The organism is Microbacterium sp. AZCO (assembly GCF_039614715.1).
Lineage (GTDB): Bacteria > Actinomycetota > Actinomycetes > Actinomycetales > Microbacteriaceae > Microbacterium.
On record NZ_CP154857.1, the window covers coordinates 2,520,086 to 2,537,097 of the forward strand.

Below are 17,012 nucleotides of genomic sequence, written 5' to 3' on the forward strand. Positions count from 1 at the left end.
CTCAGCCTACGGAGGAGCGGCGAACGCGGCATCCCTCAGCGCGGCGCCGCGTGCTCGAGTGCCTCGGAGAACTGACCGAGCAGTGTCGTGAAGACGGTGCGCGACGAAACCGAGGCGAGGCGTGCTGTCTCGCCGCGCAGCATGACCGACAGGAAGCACATACCGCCGCGCCGCTGCAATCCCGCGCATCAGCGGGTCGGCCACGACGATGCGGAGGCCAGCCTTCGTGGCCGACCCGTCGGGCGCAGCGGCCTGAGCCGCGTCGATCGCCGAGCTATGGGCCTCGGCCGCGGCGTCGACCTCGGCGACACGATCCATCGCCTTGTCCAAGACGGTGCGCGCCGCAGCAGGGTCGATGCTCCACGTCACTGCGCAGCTCCTTCCGTCCGGCTCTTCACCTTATGTGGACGCCGGGGCGCGGCATCCGTCCGTCACTCGTCCTCAAGGTCGGAGGAATGCACGGAAGTCGGAGGAGTCCGGCCGGATTCTCCGACGTTCGTCGCATTCTCCGACGTTCGTCGCGCTCTCCGGCGTTCGCGGACGCCGGAGACAGCGTCAGTCGCGGGAGATGGAGATCATCTCGTCGCGGGGCACGACCTTGATGCGGGCGCGGCCGTGCGGCTCGCCGAGCTCGATCTCGTGGCTGTCGAGGCGGTGCCATCCGTCGAGGTCGGTCCACAGCACGTTGCGCGAGGCGAGGAGAGCGGGGATCGCGTCCTCGGACGGGTCGGTGGGCTGCCACCACGTCCCCTGGTCGTTGATGAGGTGGCGGATCGTCTCCATCGCGTCGGACTTCGTGTGGCCGATGAGGCCGACGGGGCCGCGCTTGATCCAGCCGGTCGCGTACACGCCCGGCACGCGCTGGTTGGAGTCGGGATGCAGCGCCTGGCCCTCGCGGTTCGGGATCACGCCGTGCCGCTCGTCGAACGGCACGCCGTCCAGCGGCGAGCCGAAGTAGCCCACGGCGCGGTAGATCGCCTGGATCGGGATCTCGCGGATCTCGCCGGTGCCGACGACGCTCCCCTCGCCATCGGGGCGCGTGCGCTCCCAACGGAAGGCGGCGACGCGTCCCTCGGCGTCCTTCACGACTTCGAGGGGCTTCGCGTAGAAGTGCAGATGCAGACGACGGGATGCCGTGCCCCCGGCGTTGTTGACCGAGTCGCGCTTGCGCCACGACTGCAGCACGCGGTCGATGACCATGACCTGCTTGTTGCTCGCGATCGCCGCCTGCGACGCCTCGTCGTAGTCGAAGTCCTCGTCGTACACGACCATGTCGACGTCGTTCAGCTCGCCGAGCTCGCGCAGCTCGAGCGGTGTGAACTTGACGTTCGCGGGGCCGCGGCGCCCGAACACGTGGACGTCGGTGACGGGCGAGGCCTTGAGCCCCTCGTACACGTTGGCCGGGATCTCGGTGGGCAGGAGGTCGTCGGCGTGCTTCGCGAGCATGCGCGAGATGTCGAGCGCGACGTTGCCGTTGCCGATGACGGCGACGGACTGCGCCTCGAGCGGCCATTCGCGCGGCACGTCGGGGTGCCCGTCGAACCAGCTGACGAAGTCGGCGGCGCCGTACGAGCCGACGGCGTCGATGCCGGGGATGTCGAGGTCGGCATCGCGGATCGCGCCCGTCGCGAAGATGACCGCGTTGTAGTGGCGCTTGAGATCGTCGAGCGTGATGTCCTCGCCGAAGCGGACGTTGCCGAAGATGCGGATGTCGCCGCGGTCGAGCACTTCGCGCAGGGCCGTGATGATGCCCTTGATGCGCGGGTGGTCGGGGGCGACGCCGTAGCGCACGAGGCCGTAGGGCGCGGGCAGCTGCTCGAACAGGTCGATCGAGACGTCGAACTTGCGCTCCGCCTTGAGCAGGATGTCTGCGGCGTAGATGCCGGCCGGGCCGGCGCCGACGATCGCTAGGCGGAGCTTGGTCATGGGGGTCCTTTCGATGCTCGGCACGGCGCGCGTCAGCGCGCGTTCGAGGCCGCGGTCAGCTGGAGCGGTCGGCGACGGCCTGCGCGAAGCGCGTGAGGCCTTCGCGGACCGGTCCGCCGGGGATCGGGGCGAGCGCGTCGATCGCGTCCTGCGACCACTGATGCGCGAGGTCGAGCGTCGCGCGCGTCGCCTCGTGCTCGCGGAGAGCCGCGAGCGGCTCGTCGAGCAGGGCAGGGTCGCCGCCGTCGGCGATGCGGGCGACGCCCTCGTCGATGCGCTCGCGGAGCACGACGGACGAGCTGTCGCCGAGCTGCCCGAGCAGGAGGTAGGGCATCGTGGGGACGCCCGCGCGGAGGTCGGTGCCCGGGACCTTGCCCGTCTCACCGGGATCGGCCGACAGGTCGATGACGTCGTCGAGGAGCTGGAAGGCCACCCCCGCCTTTTCGCCGAAGACCGACATCGGCTGCTCGAACTCCTCCGGTCCGCCGCCGAAGGTCACGCCGACCTGAGCTGCGGCCGCGATGAGCGAGCCGGTCTTGTCGGACAGCACCTGCAGGTAGAACTCGACCGGGTCGTCGCCGTCCTGCGGGCCCACGGTCTCGTGCATCTGGCCGAGCACGAGCCGCTCGAACGTGTCGGCCTGCAGCCGGATGGCCCGCTCGCCGTGCCGCGCCATGATCTGGCTCGCGCGCGAGAACAGCAGGTCGCCGGTGAGGATCGCGATGCTGTTGCCCCACACCGCATGAGCGCTCGGGATGCCGCGGCGCTTGTCTGCGGCATCCATCACGTCGTCGTGGTAGAGCGAGCCGAGGTGCGTCAGCTCGAGCGCGGTGGCCCCCTCGACGACCTGGTCGGTCGTACCGGCGCCCAGCTGCGCCGTCAGCAGCGCGAGCATGGGCCGCACGCGCTTGCCGCCCGCCTCGTAGAGGTAGCGGCTGGTCACGTCCGCGAGCGGATCGGTGATGTGGAGCTCGTCCTTGAGGGTCTCGTCGACGCGCTCGAGGCCCGCTTCGACCGTCTTGAGCAGCCGACGGGACCTCGGGCCCGCGAAGACGCGGTCGGTGAGGCCCAGCTTGCTCGCGAGACGCGAGCCCGGCGCTGAGGGAGTCACCTTGACAGCCTACCGGGCAGGCTCGGACGCGCGCGGCTTGCGGGCGCGGTGGAGGGCGACGATCCCGAACGACAGGTTGCGGTACGCGACATCGGTCCACCCCGCCTCGCGCACCCAGCCCGACAGCGTGCGCTGATCGGGCCAGTCCTTGATCGACTCGTTGAGGTAGTCGTACGCCTCGGCGTTGGAGCTCACGGCCTTCGCAACGGTCGGGAGGATGCGGTCGTTGTAGAAGCGGTAGAGCCCGTTGAAGGTGCGCGACGGCGGGTGCGAGAACTCGCACACGACGAGCCGGCCGCCGGGCTTCGTGACGCGCAGCAGCTCGCTCAGCGCCTTCTTCGGCTCGTTGACGTTGCGCAGCCCGAACGACATCGTCACGGCGTCGAACTCGTCGTCGCCGAACGGCAGGGCCGTGGCATCCGCTTCGACGAACGACAGATTCGGGATGCCGCCGTGCCGGCGTCGCCCCTCCGCGATCATGCCCGGCGAGAAGTCGGCCGCGACGACCTCGGCGCCGCTGCGCGCGAGGCTGACGCTCGAGGCGCCCGTGCCGGCGGCGAGGTCGAGGATGCGCTGCCCCGGACGCGGGGCGACGGCGCGCGTCGTGGCGACGCGCCAGAGCTGGTCGTTGCCGAGGCTCAGGACGGTGTTGGTGCGGTCGTAGCCGGGCGCGACCTCGTCGAACATGCCGCTCACACGGCCCGGGTCTTTGCCCAGGTCGGCGCGGTGGGGCTCGTGGCCGGCGGAGCTGGGGGTCACCCGACGAGTCTAGGCGTCCGCCGCCGTGAGGCTCTCGAGTCGGGCCACCCAGCGCGCGATGGTCCCGTCGTCGAACGGGACCTCGTGCGCGCGGACGCGCTGCTCCAGGTCGACGGCGAGCGCCTCGAGCTTCTCGACGAGGTCGAGCGGATAGCCGTAGGCGACGCGGTGCTCGTCCCACTCGTCGCGGTCGTCGATCCAGATGCCGCGGCCGTCGCGGGTGTCGACGACGTCGAGGTCCATGTCGATGCCGACGGGCTCGGCATCCTGCCAGCGGAGGTCCCACGCGATGTCGATGTACACGCGGTAGGTGCCCGGGGCGACATTGAAGGTGGCCGCATAGTCGCCGCTCGGAGGCATGAGCGTCACGTTGGCCACCTCGACGGCGAAGTCGCGGCTCGGCCGGCGGCTGCGCCATCCCGGAAGCTGGCCGAACCAGTCGCCCCACTCGTCGGCGCCGAGGTAGACGCATTCGTGCACCCAGTGCTCGCCGCCACCCCACTTGGTCCACCGGAATTGCAGCCGCGTCCCCGGCTCGGGGCGGATCGGGCGCGCATCTTCAGACACGAAGCCGAGTCTAGGCTGGTTGTGTGATCGACCCGCCCCGCCCGCCGCGTCTGGTGGTCGAGACCCGGGAGGTCGATCCCGACCTGGACCTCCTCGGCTTCGCCGACCCGCGCCTGCCCCTCGCCTGGCTCCGCCGCGGCGACGGCATCATCGGCGTCGGACGTGCCGTCGCGGGATTCGAGACGGGAGGGGTGGATGCCTCCCCCGCCGCCGCATGGCGCGAGATCGCGGCGTCTGCCGAGCTCGACGACCCCCTTCGGCTTCCCGGCACCGGGCTCGTCGCCTTCGGAGCGCTCCCCTTCGACCGGCGCTCGCGCTCGGCGGGGCGGCTCATCGTGCCCGAGGCCGTCGTCGGCCGACGCGACGGACGGGCGTGGATCACCCGCATCCGCGCCGCTGACGCGGCGTTCGCCGGTGTCGAGCCCATCCCGTACGGCTCCTACTGGTCGGCCACCCTCGGCCCCGGGGCGCTCGACCCCGCCGGATACCAGGCCGCCGTGCGCACGGCCCTCGACGCCATCGCGGCCGGTGAGGTCGGCAAGGTCGTGCTCGCGCGCGACCTCGTGGGCACCGTGCCGGCCGACGCCGACCTGCGCCGTCTCGTGCGGGCCCTCGCGACGGGATACCCCGACACCTGGACGTTCGCGGTCGACGGCCTCATCGGCGCGAGCCCCGAGACCCTCGTGACGGTCGACGACGGCACCGTCACCGCCCGAGTGCTCGCCGGGACGTTCCCGCGCGGCGCCGACGCGGACGACGATGCCGAGGCATCCCTCGCCCTCTCGCACAGCGCGAAGGACCTCGACGAGCACCGGTACGCCGTGCAGAGCGTCCTCGAGGCGCTCGCTCCCCACACGACCGAGCTTCGTGCCGACGCCGAGCCGTTCACGCTGGAGCTGCCCAACCTCTGGCACCTCGCGACCGACGTCGCGGGCGACCTCGCCGACCACGCCTCGTCGCTCGACCTCGTCGCGGCACTCCACCCGACGGCGGCGGTCGCCGGGACGCCGACGGATGCCGCGATCGAGGTGATCCGCCGCATCGAGCCGTTCGACCGCGGGCGGTATGCCGGACCTGTGGGCTGGGTGGACGCGAACGGCGACGGCGAGTGGGCGATCGCCCTGCGCTGCGCGCAGATCGGGCCGGCCGCGGGGGGCGCCACGATCCCCGTCGTCGCGCACGCCGGCGCCGGCATCGTCGCCGGCAGCGACCCCGAGACGGAGCTGCTGGAGACGCGGGTGAAGTTCCGGCCCATCGTCGACGCGCTGGCCTGAGGCTCCTCGCGGGTTGAGGCTCGACCCCTCGACAAGCTCGGGGACCGAGGTGCATCTACAAGAAGTATTGCACAACATTTCTTGCGGATGTACCGTGACGGCATGGCACGTCGCGAGATCCACGTCGAAGACCCCTCCGCACTTCGCGCGATCGCGCACCCGCTGCGACTGAAGATCATCGGGCTGCTGCGCCTGGAGGGGCCGCTCACGGTCGGTGCGCTCGGAGAGCGGGTGGGCGCGGCATCCGGATCCGTCAGCTACCACCTCGCCACCCTCGAACGGCACGGGTTCGTCGAGCAGGCACCCGAGCTCGCCCGCGACGGGCGCGAGCGGTGGTGGCGCGCGTCAGCCGACTACACGACTGTCGACGCGATGGAGCTGCAGGGAGATCCGGCGAAGCGCGAGGCGGGTCTCGCGCTCCGGCGCACCATCGTGCAGTCGTACGCCGTCGAGACGCTCGCGTATCTCGACATGGAGTCGTCCCTGGAGCCCGAGTGGATCGAAGCCTCGACCCAGAGCGACGACATGCTGTGGCTCACCGCCGACGAGCTGCGTCAGCTCAGCGCCGACCTCGATGAGGTCGTCCGCAGCTGGCGCGAGCGGGGCGGCCGCGACCGTGAGGGCGCCCGGGCGGTGCGCGCGATCTACTCGACGTTCCTGCGGCCATGAGCACCTCCGTCACTGTCCGGCGCACGCCCCTCGTCGCGCTCCTCGCGGCCGACGGCGTCTCGCGCCTCGGCAACGCCGTCACGATCGTCGCGATCCCGCTCATCGCGCTCGACATCGCCCGCACTCCCCTCGCCGCGGCGGCGGCCGGCATCGCGGCGACCGTTCCGCTCGTCATCGGAGGACTCGTCGGCGGAGTCGTCGTCGACCGGCTCGGCTTCCGGCGGGCCAGCATCGTGGCGGACGCCGCGAGCGGCGTCACGGTGCTCGCGGTGCCCGTGCTCGCGGCGATGGACGCGCTGCCGCTCTGGGCGCTCCTCGTGCTCGTGCTGCTCTCGAACCTGCTCGACGCGCCCGGCGCGGCGGCCCGGTCGAGCCAGCTGCCCGAGCTGGCCGAGCTCGCGGGCACGGGGCTCCCCCGCGCTGCCGCCGCGCAGGCGACGGTGTCGCGGACGGCGACGATGCTCGGCGCCGCGGTGGCGGGCCTGCTCGTCGCGACGGTCGGCGCGGCGCCCGCCATGTACCTCAACGCCGCGGCCTTCGGCGTCGCGATCCTCCTGACGCTGCTGTTCGTGCCGCGGGTCGAGCTGCCCGAGAACGCCGAGGACACCGCCGGCGGATGGAGCGGTCTCACGGCCGGCATCCGCTTCGTCTGGCGTACGCCCCTCGTCCGCGCGGTCGTCCTCATGGTCGTGATCACCAATGCGATCGACGTCGCCGGCTACACCGTGCTCAAGCCGCTCTACGCGCAGGGGCTCGGCAACGACGGTGCGGCGCTGGGCATCATGATCGCGTGCATGTCCGGCGGAGCTCTCGTCGGCGCCGCGCTGTACGGGATCGTCGGCGATCGCGTGCCGCGGCACGCCCTCTTCGTCACGCTCTTCCTGCTCGCCGGCGTGCCGCCCTACTTGACGCTCGCGCTGCACCCGCCGTTCGTCGTCGTGGCGATCGTGCTCGTGCTGTCGGGACTCGCCGCGGGCCCGCTCAACCCGCTCATCGACTCTGCGCTGTTCCGGCTCATCCCGCCCGGCATCCGCGCCCGTGCGCTCGGCGCGATCACGGCCGGCGTCACGGCCGCGATGCCGTTCGGCAGTCTCCTGGCCGGTCTCGGCGTCGACGCCTTCGGACTGACGGCGACGCTCCTGCTGGCATCCCTCTCCTATGCCGTCGCCGTGGTCTCGCTCGGCTTCGGGCGGCGCTGGAAGGGCTTCTGACCCCACGGCGCGGCATCCCGAACCCACACTCCGCGACCGATCCCACACTCGATGCGCGCCCACCGGGTGTGGGTTGGCGCACCGAGTGTGGGCTCGCGGTGAGAGAGCGGGTCAGATCGAGCGCTGGTAGGCGCGGATCGCGCGGACCGACCACAGGAACGCGAGCGCGGCGAGCACGGCCAGCCCTGCCGCCTGCCACCAGCCGTTCGACGGGTAGGAGCCGTCGAGGCCGCCGCGACCGAGCTCGACGGCCCACGTCATGGGGTTCCAGCGCGACACGTTCTGCACCCACTCCGGCATGAGATCGGCCGGCATCATCGTCGTCGAGAGGAACGTCGCCGGGAGCACGATGAGCTGCGACAGGCTGATCAGCGCGATCTGATTGCGCGTCGTGAGCGCCACCGCCGTCGACATCGAGCAGAAGATCGTCGCGAGGAGTGTCGCGACGCCGAGGGCGACGGCCATGCCGCCGATGCCGCCCGGGTACCGGGCGCCGGCGAGCCAGCCGATGCCGAGGACGACGACCGACTGCAGCACGTTGATGATGAGCTGCTGGACGAGCTGTCCCGTGATGATCGCGGTCCGCGAGATCGGCGACGTGAGGTACTGGTCCATGACGCCCGAGTTGATGTCGTCGATGTAGCCCGTTCCGGCCCACGCGCCCGAGTAGAGCACGGTCATCATCAGGATGCCGGGCACGAGGTAGTCGATGTACCCGTCCCCGCCGAACTGCGGCAGCGCCCCGAGCGCCGAGAAGACGCCGCCGAACAGCACGATCCAGATGATCGGCTGGATGAGCGACATGACGGGTCCCCACGCCTGGCGGAAACCCGAGATGAGCCAGCGTCGGGTGACCTGCCCGGTCTGGGTGAACCAGCCCGAGCGGGCCGGGGTCGCAGTGGTGGCGCTGAGCGCGATGGTCGTCATGCCGCCGCTCCTGTCTGTGTCGCGGCGGCCGATCCGGTCGAGGGGTCGCCGAAGGTGTGGCCGACGAAGTGCAGATACACGTCGTCGAGGGTGGGGTGGGATGCCGAGACCTGGCCGTAGCGGATGCCCGCGGCATCCAGCGAGGCGATGACGGCTCCGACGGCGGCCGACGCGTCGTCGGTCCGGGCGGCGAGGATCCCGTCGATTCCGGATGCCTCGACCACGATGTCGCGCAGGCCCGCGACGCGCGCCACGGCGGCGCGCACGGCCGCGACATCGGGCTCGACGAGCGAGACGCGGAGCGAATCGCCGTGCAGCGCCGCCTTGAGCGCCTCGGGCGTGCCCTGCACGACGGCTCGTCCACCGCTGACGAGGAGCAGGTCGTCGGCGAGGCGATCGGCCTCCTCCATGTAATGCGTCGTGAGCACGACGGTGAGCGCCTCCTCGCCGGACAGGCGCCGGATCTCGGCCCACATCGCCGCACGCGCCTCCGGATCGAGGCCCGTCGTCGGCTCGTCGAGGAACAGCACCTTCGGCCGGTGCACGAGGGCCGCCGCGACGTCCAGGCGGCGGCGCATGCCTCCCGAGAAGGTCGAGACGGGGCGACGGGATGCCTCGGCCAGGCCGAAGTCGTCGAGCAGCCGGGCGGCACGCGCCCGTGCGTCGGCCGATGCGATGCCCCGGAGGCGAGCGGCGATCTCGAGGTTCTCGGTCGCCGTGAGCACGGGGTCGGTGCTCGAGCCCTGCGAGACGTAGCCGATGGCGGCGCGGACGGCGTCGGGGTTGCGGAGCACGTCGTGCCCCGAGACCCGGGCGGAGCCGCTCGTGGGCTTGGACAGCGTCGTGAGGATCTTCGTCGTCGTCGACTTGCCGGCGCCGTTCGGTCCGAGGAGGCCGAAGACGCGGCCGGCCGGCACGGTGAAGCTCAGTCCGTCGAGAGCCCGCACGGCGGGCTTGCGCGCTCGACCGGGATAGACCTTCACGAGGTCTTCCGCAACGATCGCGGGTGTGTCGTTTTCGGGCATGGCGAAGCATCCCTTCTTTCTGATGAGGGTGGTGGGTGTCGCGAGGTGCGGTCAGGGTTTCCTGCGGGCACCGAACATCATGTTGGCGAGCACGAGCATCATGACGGCGAAGCCGCCGACGAAGGCGAGCAGCCCCCACCACCAGCCCACCGTGAAGATGAGCAGCACGATGACGGCGAACGTGACGATCCAGATGACGGCGGTGTAGATGCCGAAGCGCGCCGCCGTCTCCGGCTCGTCCTCGAAGCGGTTGCTCACCTCGAGGTTCCACGCCGCGCGCGTCCATGCCTTCTTGCGGTTGGTCTGCGTCGCCGCGAGCCAGCTGAAGGCGACGATGGATGCCACGAGCAGCAGCGCCGCGACGACGAGGACGCCGACCGCCGTGAGATCGACCGCGAAGACGGCGCCGAGCGCGAGCGCCTCGAGCCCGCCGAACGTCGCGAGACCGAAACCCACCGCCCTGCCGGTGGGAAGCGGGTGGTTGGTCGTCGTCTCCTGCCGCAGCGCGTCGGCGGTGACGATCCCGAGCGGCAGCGAGACCGCGAGGCCGAGGGCCACGAGGCCCGCCGTGCCGACGGGCACGATCGCGAAGGCCCCGAGCACGAGCAGCACCAGGGCGACGGCGGCGATGAGGCTCAGCACGACGGTGCGCACGACGAATCCGCTCTTGGGGCGGACGCGGTGGCGGAGGAAGGCCGCCTGGGCGCTCTCGGGGGCGGCCGGAGCCGCGGCATCCCTTCCCCCGTCCAGAAGATCGCGCACGTCGCCGAGCTCCGCGATCGCGAGTCGAGCCGCCTCGGCGGGGGAGCTGCCGGAGGCCTCGAGCTCGTCGACGCGGGCGATGAGGTTGGCACGCACCTCCTCCTTGAGGTCCTGCGCGTCGGGGGTCATCTCGACGCCCTGGAACGCCTCGTCGAGGAGGCGGTGGATGTCGGTGTTCATTGCTGTTCCTTCACGTCGAGGAGGGAGTCGATGATGCGTCGCGTGGCGACCCAGGCGGACACGTTCGAGCGGTACACGGAGCGCCCCGCGTCGGTGATGCGGTAGTACTTGCGGCGGCCGCCCTGCGTCTCGTCGCCCCAGTACGACTCGACGAGCCCGTCCTTCTCGAGACGGCGGTACGTCGCGTAGAGCGTCGCTTCCTTGATCTCGTAGTCGCCGCCGATGGCATCGCGGATCGTCTTGTAGATCTCGAAGCCGTAGCGGTCGCCGCGACGCAGCACGCCGAGCACGATCGTGTCGGTATGGCCGCGCAGCAGATCGGCCGCGAAGGCATCGTCCTGTGTCATGACAGGTACTGTATCACATCAAGTACTTGTCGAGACAGGGTTCGTTCTTTGCGCGGCGAGCCTCTGCTAGCTTCCTTCTTGTCTGCACGCCTCGGGGCGGCAGATTCTCCACGAGCACCATCTCGGCCGTCGTTCCAGGCCGAGCACCCTCGATCGTCTGCGCACCACCTCACGTGGCGCCGTCGACGACGTCGCCGCTGACACCTGTGACCTGCGACCGACGGGACTCGTCATGACCCGGGCATCCACTCGACTCACCTCCCTCATCGCCGTCCTCGCGACCTCCGTCCTCCTCCTCCTCCTCGGAGCGGCGCCCGGGGCCGCTCAGGCGGTGGCGGGCGTTCCCGGGGCCGCGACCGCCGTGACCGCGACGAAGGACGACACGGCGCACACCGCCACCGTGACGTGGAAGGCGCCGTCGAGCGACGGGGGCTCACCGATCACGGGATACCGGCTGGTGCGTCTCACCACGGCCGGACCGACTGTCGGCTCGACGACCGTCGGGCCCGGCATCCGGTCCCGCGTCTATACCAACCTCGCTCCGGGAACGACCCTCATCGTCGCGGTCATCCCCCTCAACGCGGCCGGCAGCGGGCCGGCACGGACCACATCGATCACGATGGCACAGGCGACCCTCACGACCGACACCCCGACGATCACCGGCACCGCTCAGGTGGGCTCCATCCTCACGGCGCACCCCGGCACGTGGGGGCCGCCGCCCGTGTCGTTCTCGTTCCAGTGGTACGCCGGCTCGACCCGCATCCTGGGGGCGACGGGATCTGTGTACACGCCGACGTCGACGGACGTCGGCAAGCCCCTCAAGGTGCAGGTCACGGGCGCCAAGCCGGGGTACGCGAGCAGCGCGCGGTTCAGCGCCCCGACCGCGCCCGTCCTCCGCGACGTGCCCGTCGTTCCCGGTGCGGTGAGCAGCACCGTGATCACCCAGGACGACCGGGACCGCACAGCGACCCTGACCTGGACTCCCCCGTTCTCCGACGGCGGATCGCCGGTCACGGGCTACCGGGTCACACGCAACGGCACCGACGCATCGGGCAACGGCCCGCTCACGGTGATCCTCGGGCCCGACGCGCGATCGTGGACCGCGGTCGACCTCGCGCGCGAGACGACCTACGAGCTGACCGTCGCGGCGATCAACGCCGTCGGGACGGGTGCACCGACCACCGAGGAGGTCACGCTCCGCCTCGGAGTGATCACGCCGGTCGCTCCCGTCATCGTCGGGACGCCGCAGGTCGGGTCCACGCTGACGGTGGATGCCGGCACGTGGGAGCCGCAGCCGGTCACGCTGACGTATCAGTGGAACCGGTACAGCACGCCGATCCCCGGCGCGACGGGCAGGAGCTACACCCTCGTCGCCGACGACGCCGGACAGGCGATCTCGGTGACCGTGACGGGGAGCAAGCCGGGCTACCCGCCCACCAGCATCACGAGCCCCCAGGTGACGGTGACTCTTCCCGAGGGCAGCCGGGTCGTGGACGTCGCCGCGGGCGACTACCACTCCCTCGCGGTCACCGCCGACGGGCGCGTCTTCGCCTGGGGCGCCAACTTCAGCGGCCAGCTCGGCGACGGGACGACGACGGACCGGCCGACGCCCGTCGCCGTCGCCGGCATCACGGACGCGGTGGCGGTCGCCGCCGGGCAGGGCTTCTCCCTCGCGGCCACCGCCGACGGGCACGTCTACGCGTGGGGCCAGAACCAGTACGGCCAGCTCGGCGACGGGACCACCACCGATCGGCGGTCGCCGGCGCTCGTTGCGGGGGTCACAGACGCCGTCGACGTGACGGCGGCGCTCACGCACGCGCTGGCGCTCACCGCCGATGGCCGCCTCTATGCGTGGGGCGACAACACCGAAGGCGCGCTCGGCGACGGAACCGACACGCATCGGTACACACCCATCGTCGTTCCGGGACTCAGCGACGTCGTCTCGGTCAGCACGAGCTACAGCCATTCGCTCGCCGCGACGGCCGACGGCTCGGTGTACCACTGGGGCTACTTCCCCGATGGCGGACTGGGCGACGGGAACCCCGGGCGCTACACGCCCGCCCGCGTCTCCGGCATCCCTCCCGTCGTCTCGGTCGCGGCCGGCGGATCTCATGCGCTCGCCGTCGGCGCGGACGGCCGGGCCTACACCTGGGGCGCCAACATGGACGGACAGTTCGGCAACGGGACCCGCGTGGCGAACCCCGCACCGGCGCCGGTTCGCCATGCGACGCGCCAGGATCTCACCGGCATCGTCGAGGTCGCCGGGGCGTTCCACTCACTCGCGGTGACGTCGTCCGGAGAGCTGTTCGTCTGGGGCCGGAACGAGCGCGGCCAGCTCGGACTGGGCGTGGCCGGGGCCTGGGAGTCGTGGCCGACGCTGAACCCCGCGATCAGCGGCATCCGGTCGGTCGCCGTGAGCTACCAGCACTCGCTGGCGGTCACCGCCGACGGGCGCGTGTACGCGTGGGGCGTCAACGAGCGCGGTCAGCTCGGCGACGGAAGCATCGTCAACCGCCGATCGCCGGTGGTTGTCGGAGGGATCGGATGATCCGGGTCGGATGACCCGGGTCGGATGATCCGGGTCGGATGACCCGGGTCGGATGATCCGGGTCGCACAACCCCGGATCAGCTGGCGGCGAGCCGCGCCTTCTCGGCCTCGACGTCGTAGTCCGCGACGGGCCACTTGGGGTTGATGTCCTCGAGTGCGGCGAGCAGGAGCGCCTGGATGGCGACGCGGCCGTACCACTTGTGGTCGCCGGGGATGACGTGCCAGGGCGCGGCATCCGTCGACGTGCGCTCGATCGCGATCTGGTACGCCTCCATGTACTTCGGCCACAGCATCCGCTCATCCACGTCGGACGGGTTGTACTTCCAGTGCTTGTCCGGACGGTCGAGCCGCCGCATGAGTCGCCTCTTCTGCTCGTCCGAGGAGATGTGCAGCATGACCTTCACGATCCGGGTGCCGCCGTCGGTCAGGCGCTTCTCGAATTCGTTGATCGCGTCGTAGCGGCGCTCGATCTCATCGGCCGGCGCCAGCTCCCGCACGCGTGCGATGAGGACGTCCTCGTAGTGGGACCGGTCGAACACGCCGATGTACCCCGCCTCGGGCAGCGCCTTCTCGATGCGCCAGAGGAAGTCGTGCGCCTTCTCCTCGTCGGTGGGCTGCTTGAACGCGCTCACCGAGATGCCCTGCGGGTCGACGGCGCCGACGACGTGGCGGATGATGCCGCTCTTGCCGGCGCAGTCGAGGGCCTGCAGCACGAGCAGCACCGAGGCGTTCGTCACCTCGGCCTGACTCCGCGCGTAGAGCCGCTCCTGCAGCTCGCCCAGCTCCTTCTCCCCCGACGAGAGGTCCTTCTTGCCCTTCGACTTGCCGCCCTCGTAGCCGGGCGTCGAGGAGGGATCAATCTCGTCCAGCCGGGAACCGTCCCCCACGCGAAGGATCTCAGCCGGATCGCCCGTCCAGTACTTCTGACTCTCTGCCGTCATACGCTCATCCTGGCCGAGGCCACCGGAGCGCGCACCTGCTTGATTGCGGGCGGTCAGCGTGGCAGGGGGACCTCGATGAGGTGGCGACCCGCGACGGGTGAGGTCAGCGCCTGGTCGAGCTCACTGCGCGTCGTCGCGCGGGTGTACTCCCAGCCGTACGCCGCGGCAAGCTGGTCGAGGCTCACGGTGTGGGGCGTGTAGAGCACGCGGTCCATCGCGGTGCGCCCCGCGACCTGCGCCACCTCGAGACCGTCGAAGATCGTGCCTCCGCCGTCGTTCCCGACGACGACCTGAAGTCGCGGCTCGCGCTCGCCGGGCGCGAGCAGGAGCGCTCCGACGTCGTGGAGGAAGGCGAGGTCGCCGAGCAGCACCCGCGTGACCCCGGGCCGTCCGGCCGCCTGGCTCGCGAGCGCGATGCCGAACGCCGTCGCGAGCGTGCCGTCGATGCCGGCGAGGCCGCGGTTGGCGTGCACGGGCACCTTCTTGCCCCCGAGCACGGCATCGGCGACGCGCACGAGTCGCGAGGATCCGAAGACGAGCCGGTCGTGCGGCCACGTCGCTCTCCACACGGCGTCGACGACCGTCGGACGATCGAGCGGTGCGCGGATCGCCGCGAGCTCCGCGGATATCGCCCCGAGCCGCTCACTGGGAACGGCGGAGGACAGGCCGTCGACATCGGGCGCCGCAGGAGAGAGATCGATGGATGCCGCGCGCGACGCCCGCAGCCACAGTCCGAGCCACTCGCGGTCGTCCTCCCCCGCCGCGACCGCGACGGCGTCGAGAGGTGTCGTCGCGCCATTGAGGTTGAGGGGCTCTCCCGGCCCGCGGAGCGCGAACACCTCCACCTCGGGGTCGGAGAGGAGCGCCGCCGTCTCGCGGCTCAGCGTCGGATGGCCGAGCACGACGACGCGCTCGATGCGTCCGCCGAGCTCGGGGTCGCGGAGCAGGTCGCGGTAGCCGTGCACGAGGTTGCGACCGAAGCGCGCGCCGCTGACGACCTCCGCGATGAGCGGCCAGCCGCCCTCGTGGGCGAGGGTCTCGGCATCCGGTCCCGCATCCGCCCCCGCGAGCACGACGGTGCGGGGCCCGCGCGGAAGCAGGTGGGGACGATCCTCGGGCTCCATGGGCAGGTCGGCCTCGCCGATGCCGCCGCCGCCCTGGTACAGCGCGCCGGACGGGTCGTCGGGCTCCTCCGCCTCGACGGGAGCGGCGTCGAGATCGTGGTCGGGCTCGACGGTGAGCTCGGCCGCCGGCACGAGCAGCCACGACGGAAGGTCGCCCGCGAGCGGCTCGCGGAACGGCAGGTTGAGGTGCACGGGGCCCGGTGAGCGCGTGCCGGCGCCGAGCGCCGCCGCGACCGCCTGGGCGGCGACCTCGCGCAGCATGACGCTCTGCTCTCCCCCGCCCTCGGGGTCGCTCGCCTCGGGCACGGGGAGGTCGGCCTCCCACCGCACGCTCGGTGCGAACATGCCGGGCTGGCGCGTGGTCTGGTTGGCGCCCACGCCGCGCAGCTCGGGCGGCCGGTCGGCCGTGAGCAGCAGGAGCGGCACGCCGGCGTGGTGCGCCTCGAGGGAGGCGGGCAGCAGGTTCGCGGCGGCGGTCCCGGACGTGCAGACGACGGCCGCCGGCATCCGGGACTCCCGTCCGATGCCGAGCGCCGTGAAGCCGGCCACGCGCTCGTCGAGCCGAACGTGCAGCGACAGCGCGCCGCGCTCCTCGAGCTCGGCGGCGACGAGGGCGAGCGCCTGGGAGCGCGAGCCGGGGCTCAGCACGACGTGCCGCACACCCTGCTCGACGAGGGCGCCGAAGAGCGCGGCCGCGGCGTCGGTCGCGGGCGAGGGCAGCTGACGCGGATCGGGCTCGTCGATGAGATCGGCGAAGCGCTCGCCGTCTGCCTCGGGATCCACGCTCAGCCGGCGACGCCGCGCTGACCGCGGGTGTCGTCGTCGTCGGGGCTCGGGCGTCCCTTGGCCTCGGTGCCGGGGGTCGCGGCCTCACCGGGCTTGGCGGGGCCCGGCGAGCCCGTGGCGGGCGGCGCCGAGAGACGGTTCCACTTGGGATCGTCGTCCTCGGCGTCGAGCTGCGCGAGCTCCTCCTCCAGGCGGCGGATGCGCTCGTCCTGGTCGCTCTGCGTTCCGATGCGGCCGAGGAACTCGAGGTCGTCGTCGGGGGCGCTCCGGGAGCCCGCCGCGTTGACGCGGGAACGCCCCAGCACGAGCCACATGACGCCGCCGATGACGGGGAGCAGCACGACGATGAGGATCCACACCGGCTTGCCCACGCCGCGGTGGCGGATGGCGGGCTGTGCCGAGCAGTCGACGATGGTGAAGACCCAGAAGGCGACCGCCAGTACGGCGAGTATGAGCAGCACCTTCGTCACGCCTCCATCCTAGGCGCGCGCGCTGGAGATGGCCTGGGCGTGACCGAACGGTGACCGGCGCCGGTCCAGGCGAATTACGATGTCTAGGTGAAAGCCCGCTCCGCCCTTCTCTATACGGTGCTGCGGCTCCTCGCGTTCATCGTGCCGTTCGCGATCCTGATGCTGTTCCCCGTCTTCCAGGAGCTCTACTGGCTCGCCGCGATCTTCGCCGCCCTCATCGGGCTGAGCCTGTCGCTCCTGTTCCTGCGGCGCCCGCTCGACGACGTGTCGGCGGGCCTCGCGGACCGCCGTGAGCGCCGGAAGAGGGCCGACCGCGTCAGCGATGAGGACATCGAGGATGCCGCGTCCGACGCCGGCGGCGCCGCCGACCAGCGCTGACCGCCCG

The 17,012-nt window shown here is 71.6% G+C and carries 17 protein-coding genes; 5 read left to right on the forward strand and 12 right to left on the reverse strand.

The features are described from left to right. Positions 1-6: 6 nt before the first annotated feature. The 5 genes from AAIB33_RS11800 to AAIB33_RS11820 all read right to left on the reverse strand — a co-directional run bounded on the left by AAIB33_RS11800 (position 7) and on the right by AAIB33_RS11820 (position 4,363). Positions 7-369 carry a hypothetical protein gene (locus AAIB33_RS11800; protein ID WP_345800152.1) on the reverse strand — a complete coding sequence of 121 codons (363 nt, stop codon included), beginning with the start codon at positions 367-369 and terminating at the stop codon, positions 7-9. A 186-nt stretch (positions 370-555) separates the two neighbouring features. Continuing rightward, positions 556-1,926 carry an FAD-dependent oxidoreductase gene (locus AAIB33_RS11805; RefSeq protein WP_345800153.1) on the reverse strand — a complete coding sequence of 457 codons (1,371 nt, stop codon included), beginning with the start codon at positions 1,924-1,926 and terminating at the stop codon, positions 556-558. Between the two features lie 55 nt (positions 1,927-1,981). Further along, a complete protein-coding gene (locus AAIB33_RS11810) occupies positions 1,982-3,037 on the reverse strand; it encodes a polyprenyl synthetase family protein (RefSeq protein WP_345800154.1) in 1,056 nt (351 codons plus the stop codon). Between the two features lie 9 nt (positions 3,038-3,046). Then, positions 3,047-3,724 (reverse strand): class I SAM-dependent methyltransferase, encoded by a 678-nt coding sequence (locus tag AAIB33_RS11815; protein ID WP_345803428.1) that lies wholly within the window; start codon positions 3,722-3,724, stop codon positions 3,047-3,049. An 81-nt stretch (positions 3,725-3,805) separates the two neighbouring features. Then, positions 3,806-4,363: a hypothetical protein gene (locus AAIB33_RS11820; RefSeq protein WP_345800155.1), complete on the reverse strand. Its 558-nt coding sequence runs from the start codon at positions 4,361-4,363 to the stop codon at positions 3,806-3,808. Between the two features lie 53 nt (positions 4,364-4,416). Here AAIB33_RS11820 and AAIB33_RS11825 point away from each other — a divergent pair, with 53 nt between their 5' ends. From AAIB33_RS11825 to AAIB33_RS11835, 3 genes are all read left to right on the forward strand, one after another. After that, on the forward strand, positions 4,417-5,637 hold the full coding sequence (locus tag AAIB33_RS11825) for an isochorismate synthase (RefSeq protein ID WP_345803429.1): 1,221 nt from the start codon (positions 4,417-4,419) through the stop codon (positions 5,635-5,637). A gap of 102 nt (positions 5,638-5,739) precedes the next feature. Next, a complete protein-coding gene (locus AAIB33_RS11830; protein ID WP_345800156.1) occupies positions 5,740-6,306 on the forward strand; it encodes a helix-turn-helix domain-containing protein in 567 nt (188 codons plus the stop codon). Continuing rightward, positions 6,303-7,517, forward strand: a complete 1,215-nt coding sequence (locus AAIB33_RS11835) for an MFS transporter (protein WP_345800157.1) — start codon at positions 6,303-6,305, stop codon at positions 7,515-7,517. The genes AAIB33_RS11830 and AAIB33_RS11835 overlap by 4 nt, the downstream gene beginning before the upstream one ends. Before the next feature lie 111 nt (positions 7,518-7,628). Here the strand turns inward: AAIB33_RS11835 and AAIB33_RS11840 are convergent, their stop codons facing one another. Genes AAIB33_RS11840 through AAIB33_RS11855 form a run of 4 tightly spaced genes read right to left on the reverse strand, consistent with a single transcriptional unit; the run spans position 7,629 to position 10,758 of the window. Further along, positions 7,629-8,444: an ABC transporter permease gene (locus AAIB33_RS11840; protein WP_345800158.1), complete on the reverse strand. Its 816-nt coding sequence runs from the start codon at positions 8,442-8,444 to the stop codon at positions 7,629-7,631. Then, entirely contained in the window at positions 8,441-9,469 is a 1,029-nt protein-coding gene (locus AAIB33_RS11845; protein ID WP_345800159.1) for an ATP-binding cassette domain-containing protein, read from the reverse strand. Before AAIB33_RS11845 ends, AAIB33_RS11840 begins: the two co-directional genes overlap by 4 nt. Before the next feature lie 51 nt (positions 9,470-9,520). Then, complete coding sequence (locus AAIB33_RS11850; RefSeq protein ID WP_345800160.1) at positions 9,521-10,411, reverse strand: permease prefix domain 1-containing protein; 891 nt, start codon at positions 10,409-10,411, stop codon at positions 9,521-9,523. Next, a complete protein-coding gene (locus AAIB33_RS11855; RefSeq protein WP_345800161.1) occupies positions 10,408-10,758 on the reverse strand; it encodes a PadR family transcriptional regulator in 351 nt (116 codons plus the stop codon). The genes AAIB33_RS11850 and AAIB33_RS11855 overlap by 4 nt, the downstream gene beginning before the upstream one ends. A gap of 232 nt (positions 10,759-10,990) precedes the next feature. Between AAIB33_RS11855 and AAIB33_RS11860 the strand changes: the two genes are divergently transcribed. After that, a complete protein-coding gene (locus tag AAIB33_RS11860; RefSeq protein WP_345800162.1) occupies positions 10,991-13,306 on the forward strand; it encodes a fibronectin type III domain-containing protein in 2,316 nt (771 codons plus the stop codon). A 77-nt stretch (positions 13,307-13,383) separates the two neighbouring features. Here AAIB33_RS11860 and AAIB33_RS11865 read toward each other — a convergent pair whose 3' ends face one another. From AAIB33_RS11865 to AAIB33_RS11875, 3 genes are read right to left on the reverse strand one after another with little or no spacing between them, the layout of a single operon-like run. After that, positions 13,384-14,247, reverse strand: coding sequence for a PPK2 family polyphosphate kinase (locus AAIB33_RS11865; protein ID WP_345800163.1), 864 nt, complete (start codon positions 14,245-14,247; stop codon positions 13,384-13,386). A gap of 53 nt (positions 14,248-14,300) precedes the next feature. Then, positions 14,301-16,115, reverse strand: a complete 1,815-nt coding sequence (menD, locus tag AAIB33_RS11870; protein ID WP_345803430.1) for a 2-succinyl-5-enolpyruvyl-6-hydroxy-3-cyclohexene-1-carboxylic-acid synthase — start codon at positions 16,113-16,115, stop codon at positions 14,301-14,303. A gap of 41 nt (positions 16,116-16,156) precedes the next feature. Next, positions 16,157-16,627: a PLD nuclease N-terminal domain-containing protein gene (locus AAIB33_RS11875; protein ID WP_345800164.1), complete on the reverse strand. Its 471-nt coding sequence runs from the start codon at positions 16,625-16,627 to the stop codon at positions 16,157-16,159. An 87-nt stretch (positions 16,628-16,714) separates the two neighbouring features. Here AAIB33_RS11875 and AAIB33_RS11880 point away from each other — a divergent pair, with 87 nt between their 5' ends. Then, a complete protein-coding gene (locus AAIB33_RS11880; RefSeq protein WP_345800165.1) occupies positions 16,715-17,005 on the forward strand; it encodes a DUF4229 domain-containing protein in 291 nt (96 codons plus the stop codon). Positions 17,006-17,012 lie beyond the last annotated feature (7 nt).

Excerpts from the sequence above, each read along its gene's own strand:
- AAIB33_RS11805 (WP_345800153.1), bottom strand. The coding sequence starts at position 1,926 with ATGACCAAGCTCCGCCTAGCGATCGTCGGCGCCGGCCCGGCCGGCATC.
- AAIB33_RS11815 (WP_345803428.1), bottom strand. The coding sequence starts at position 3,724 with ATGTTCGACGAGGTCGCGCCCGGCTACGACCGCACCAACACCGTCCTG.
- AAIB33_RS11830 (WP_345800156.1), top strand. The coding sequence starts at position 5,740 with ATGGCACGTCGCGAGATCCACGTCGAAGACCCCTCCGCACTTCGCGCG.
- AAIB33_RS11835 (WP_345800157.1), top strand. The coding sequence starts at position 6,303 with ATGAGCACCTCCGTCACTGTCCGGCGCACGCCCCTCGTCGCGCTCCTC.
- AAIB33_RS11840 (WP_345800158.1), bottom strand. The coding sequence starts at position 8,444 with ATGACGACCATCGCGCTCAGCGCCACCACTGCGACCCCGGCCCGCTCG.
- AAIB33_RS11845 (WP_345800159.1), bottom strand. The coding sequence starts at position 9,469 with ATGCCCGAAAACGACACACCCGCGATCGTTGCGGAAGACCTCGTGAAG.
- AAIB33_RS11850 (WP_345800160.1), bottom strand. The coding sequence starts at position 10,411 with ATGAACACCGACATCCACCGCCTCCTCGACGAGGCGTTCCAGGGCGTC.
- AAIB33_RS11855 (WP_345800161.1), bottom strand. The coding sequence starts at position 10,758 with ATGACACAGGACGATGCCTTCGCGGCCGATCTGCTGCGCGGCCATACC.
- AAIB33_RS11860 (WP_345800162.1), top strand. The coding sequence starts at position 10,991 with ATGACCCGGGCATCCACTCGACTCACCTCCCTCATCGCCGTCCTCGCG.
- AAIB33_RS11865 (WP_345800163.1), bottom strand. The coding sequence starts at position 14,247 with ATGACGGCAGAGAGTCAGAAGTACTGGACGGGCGATCCGGCTGAGATC.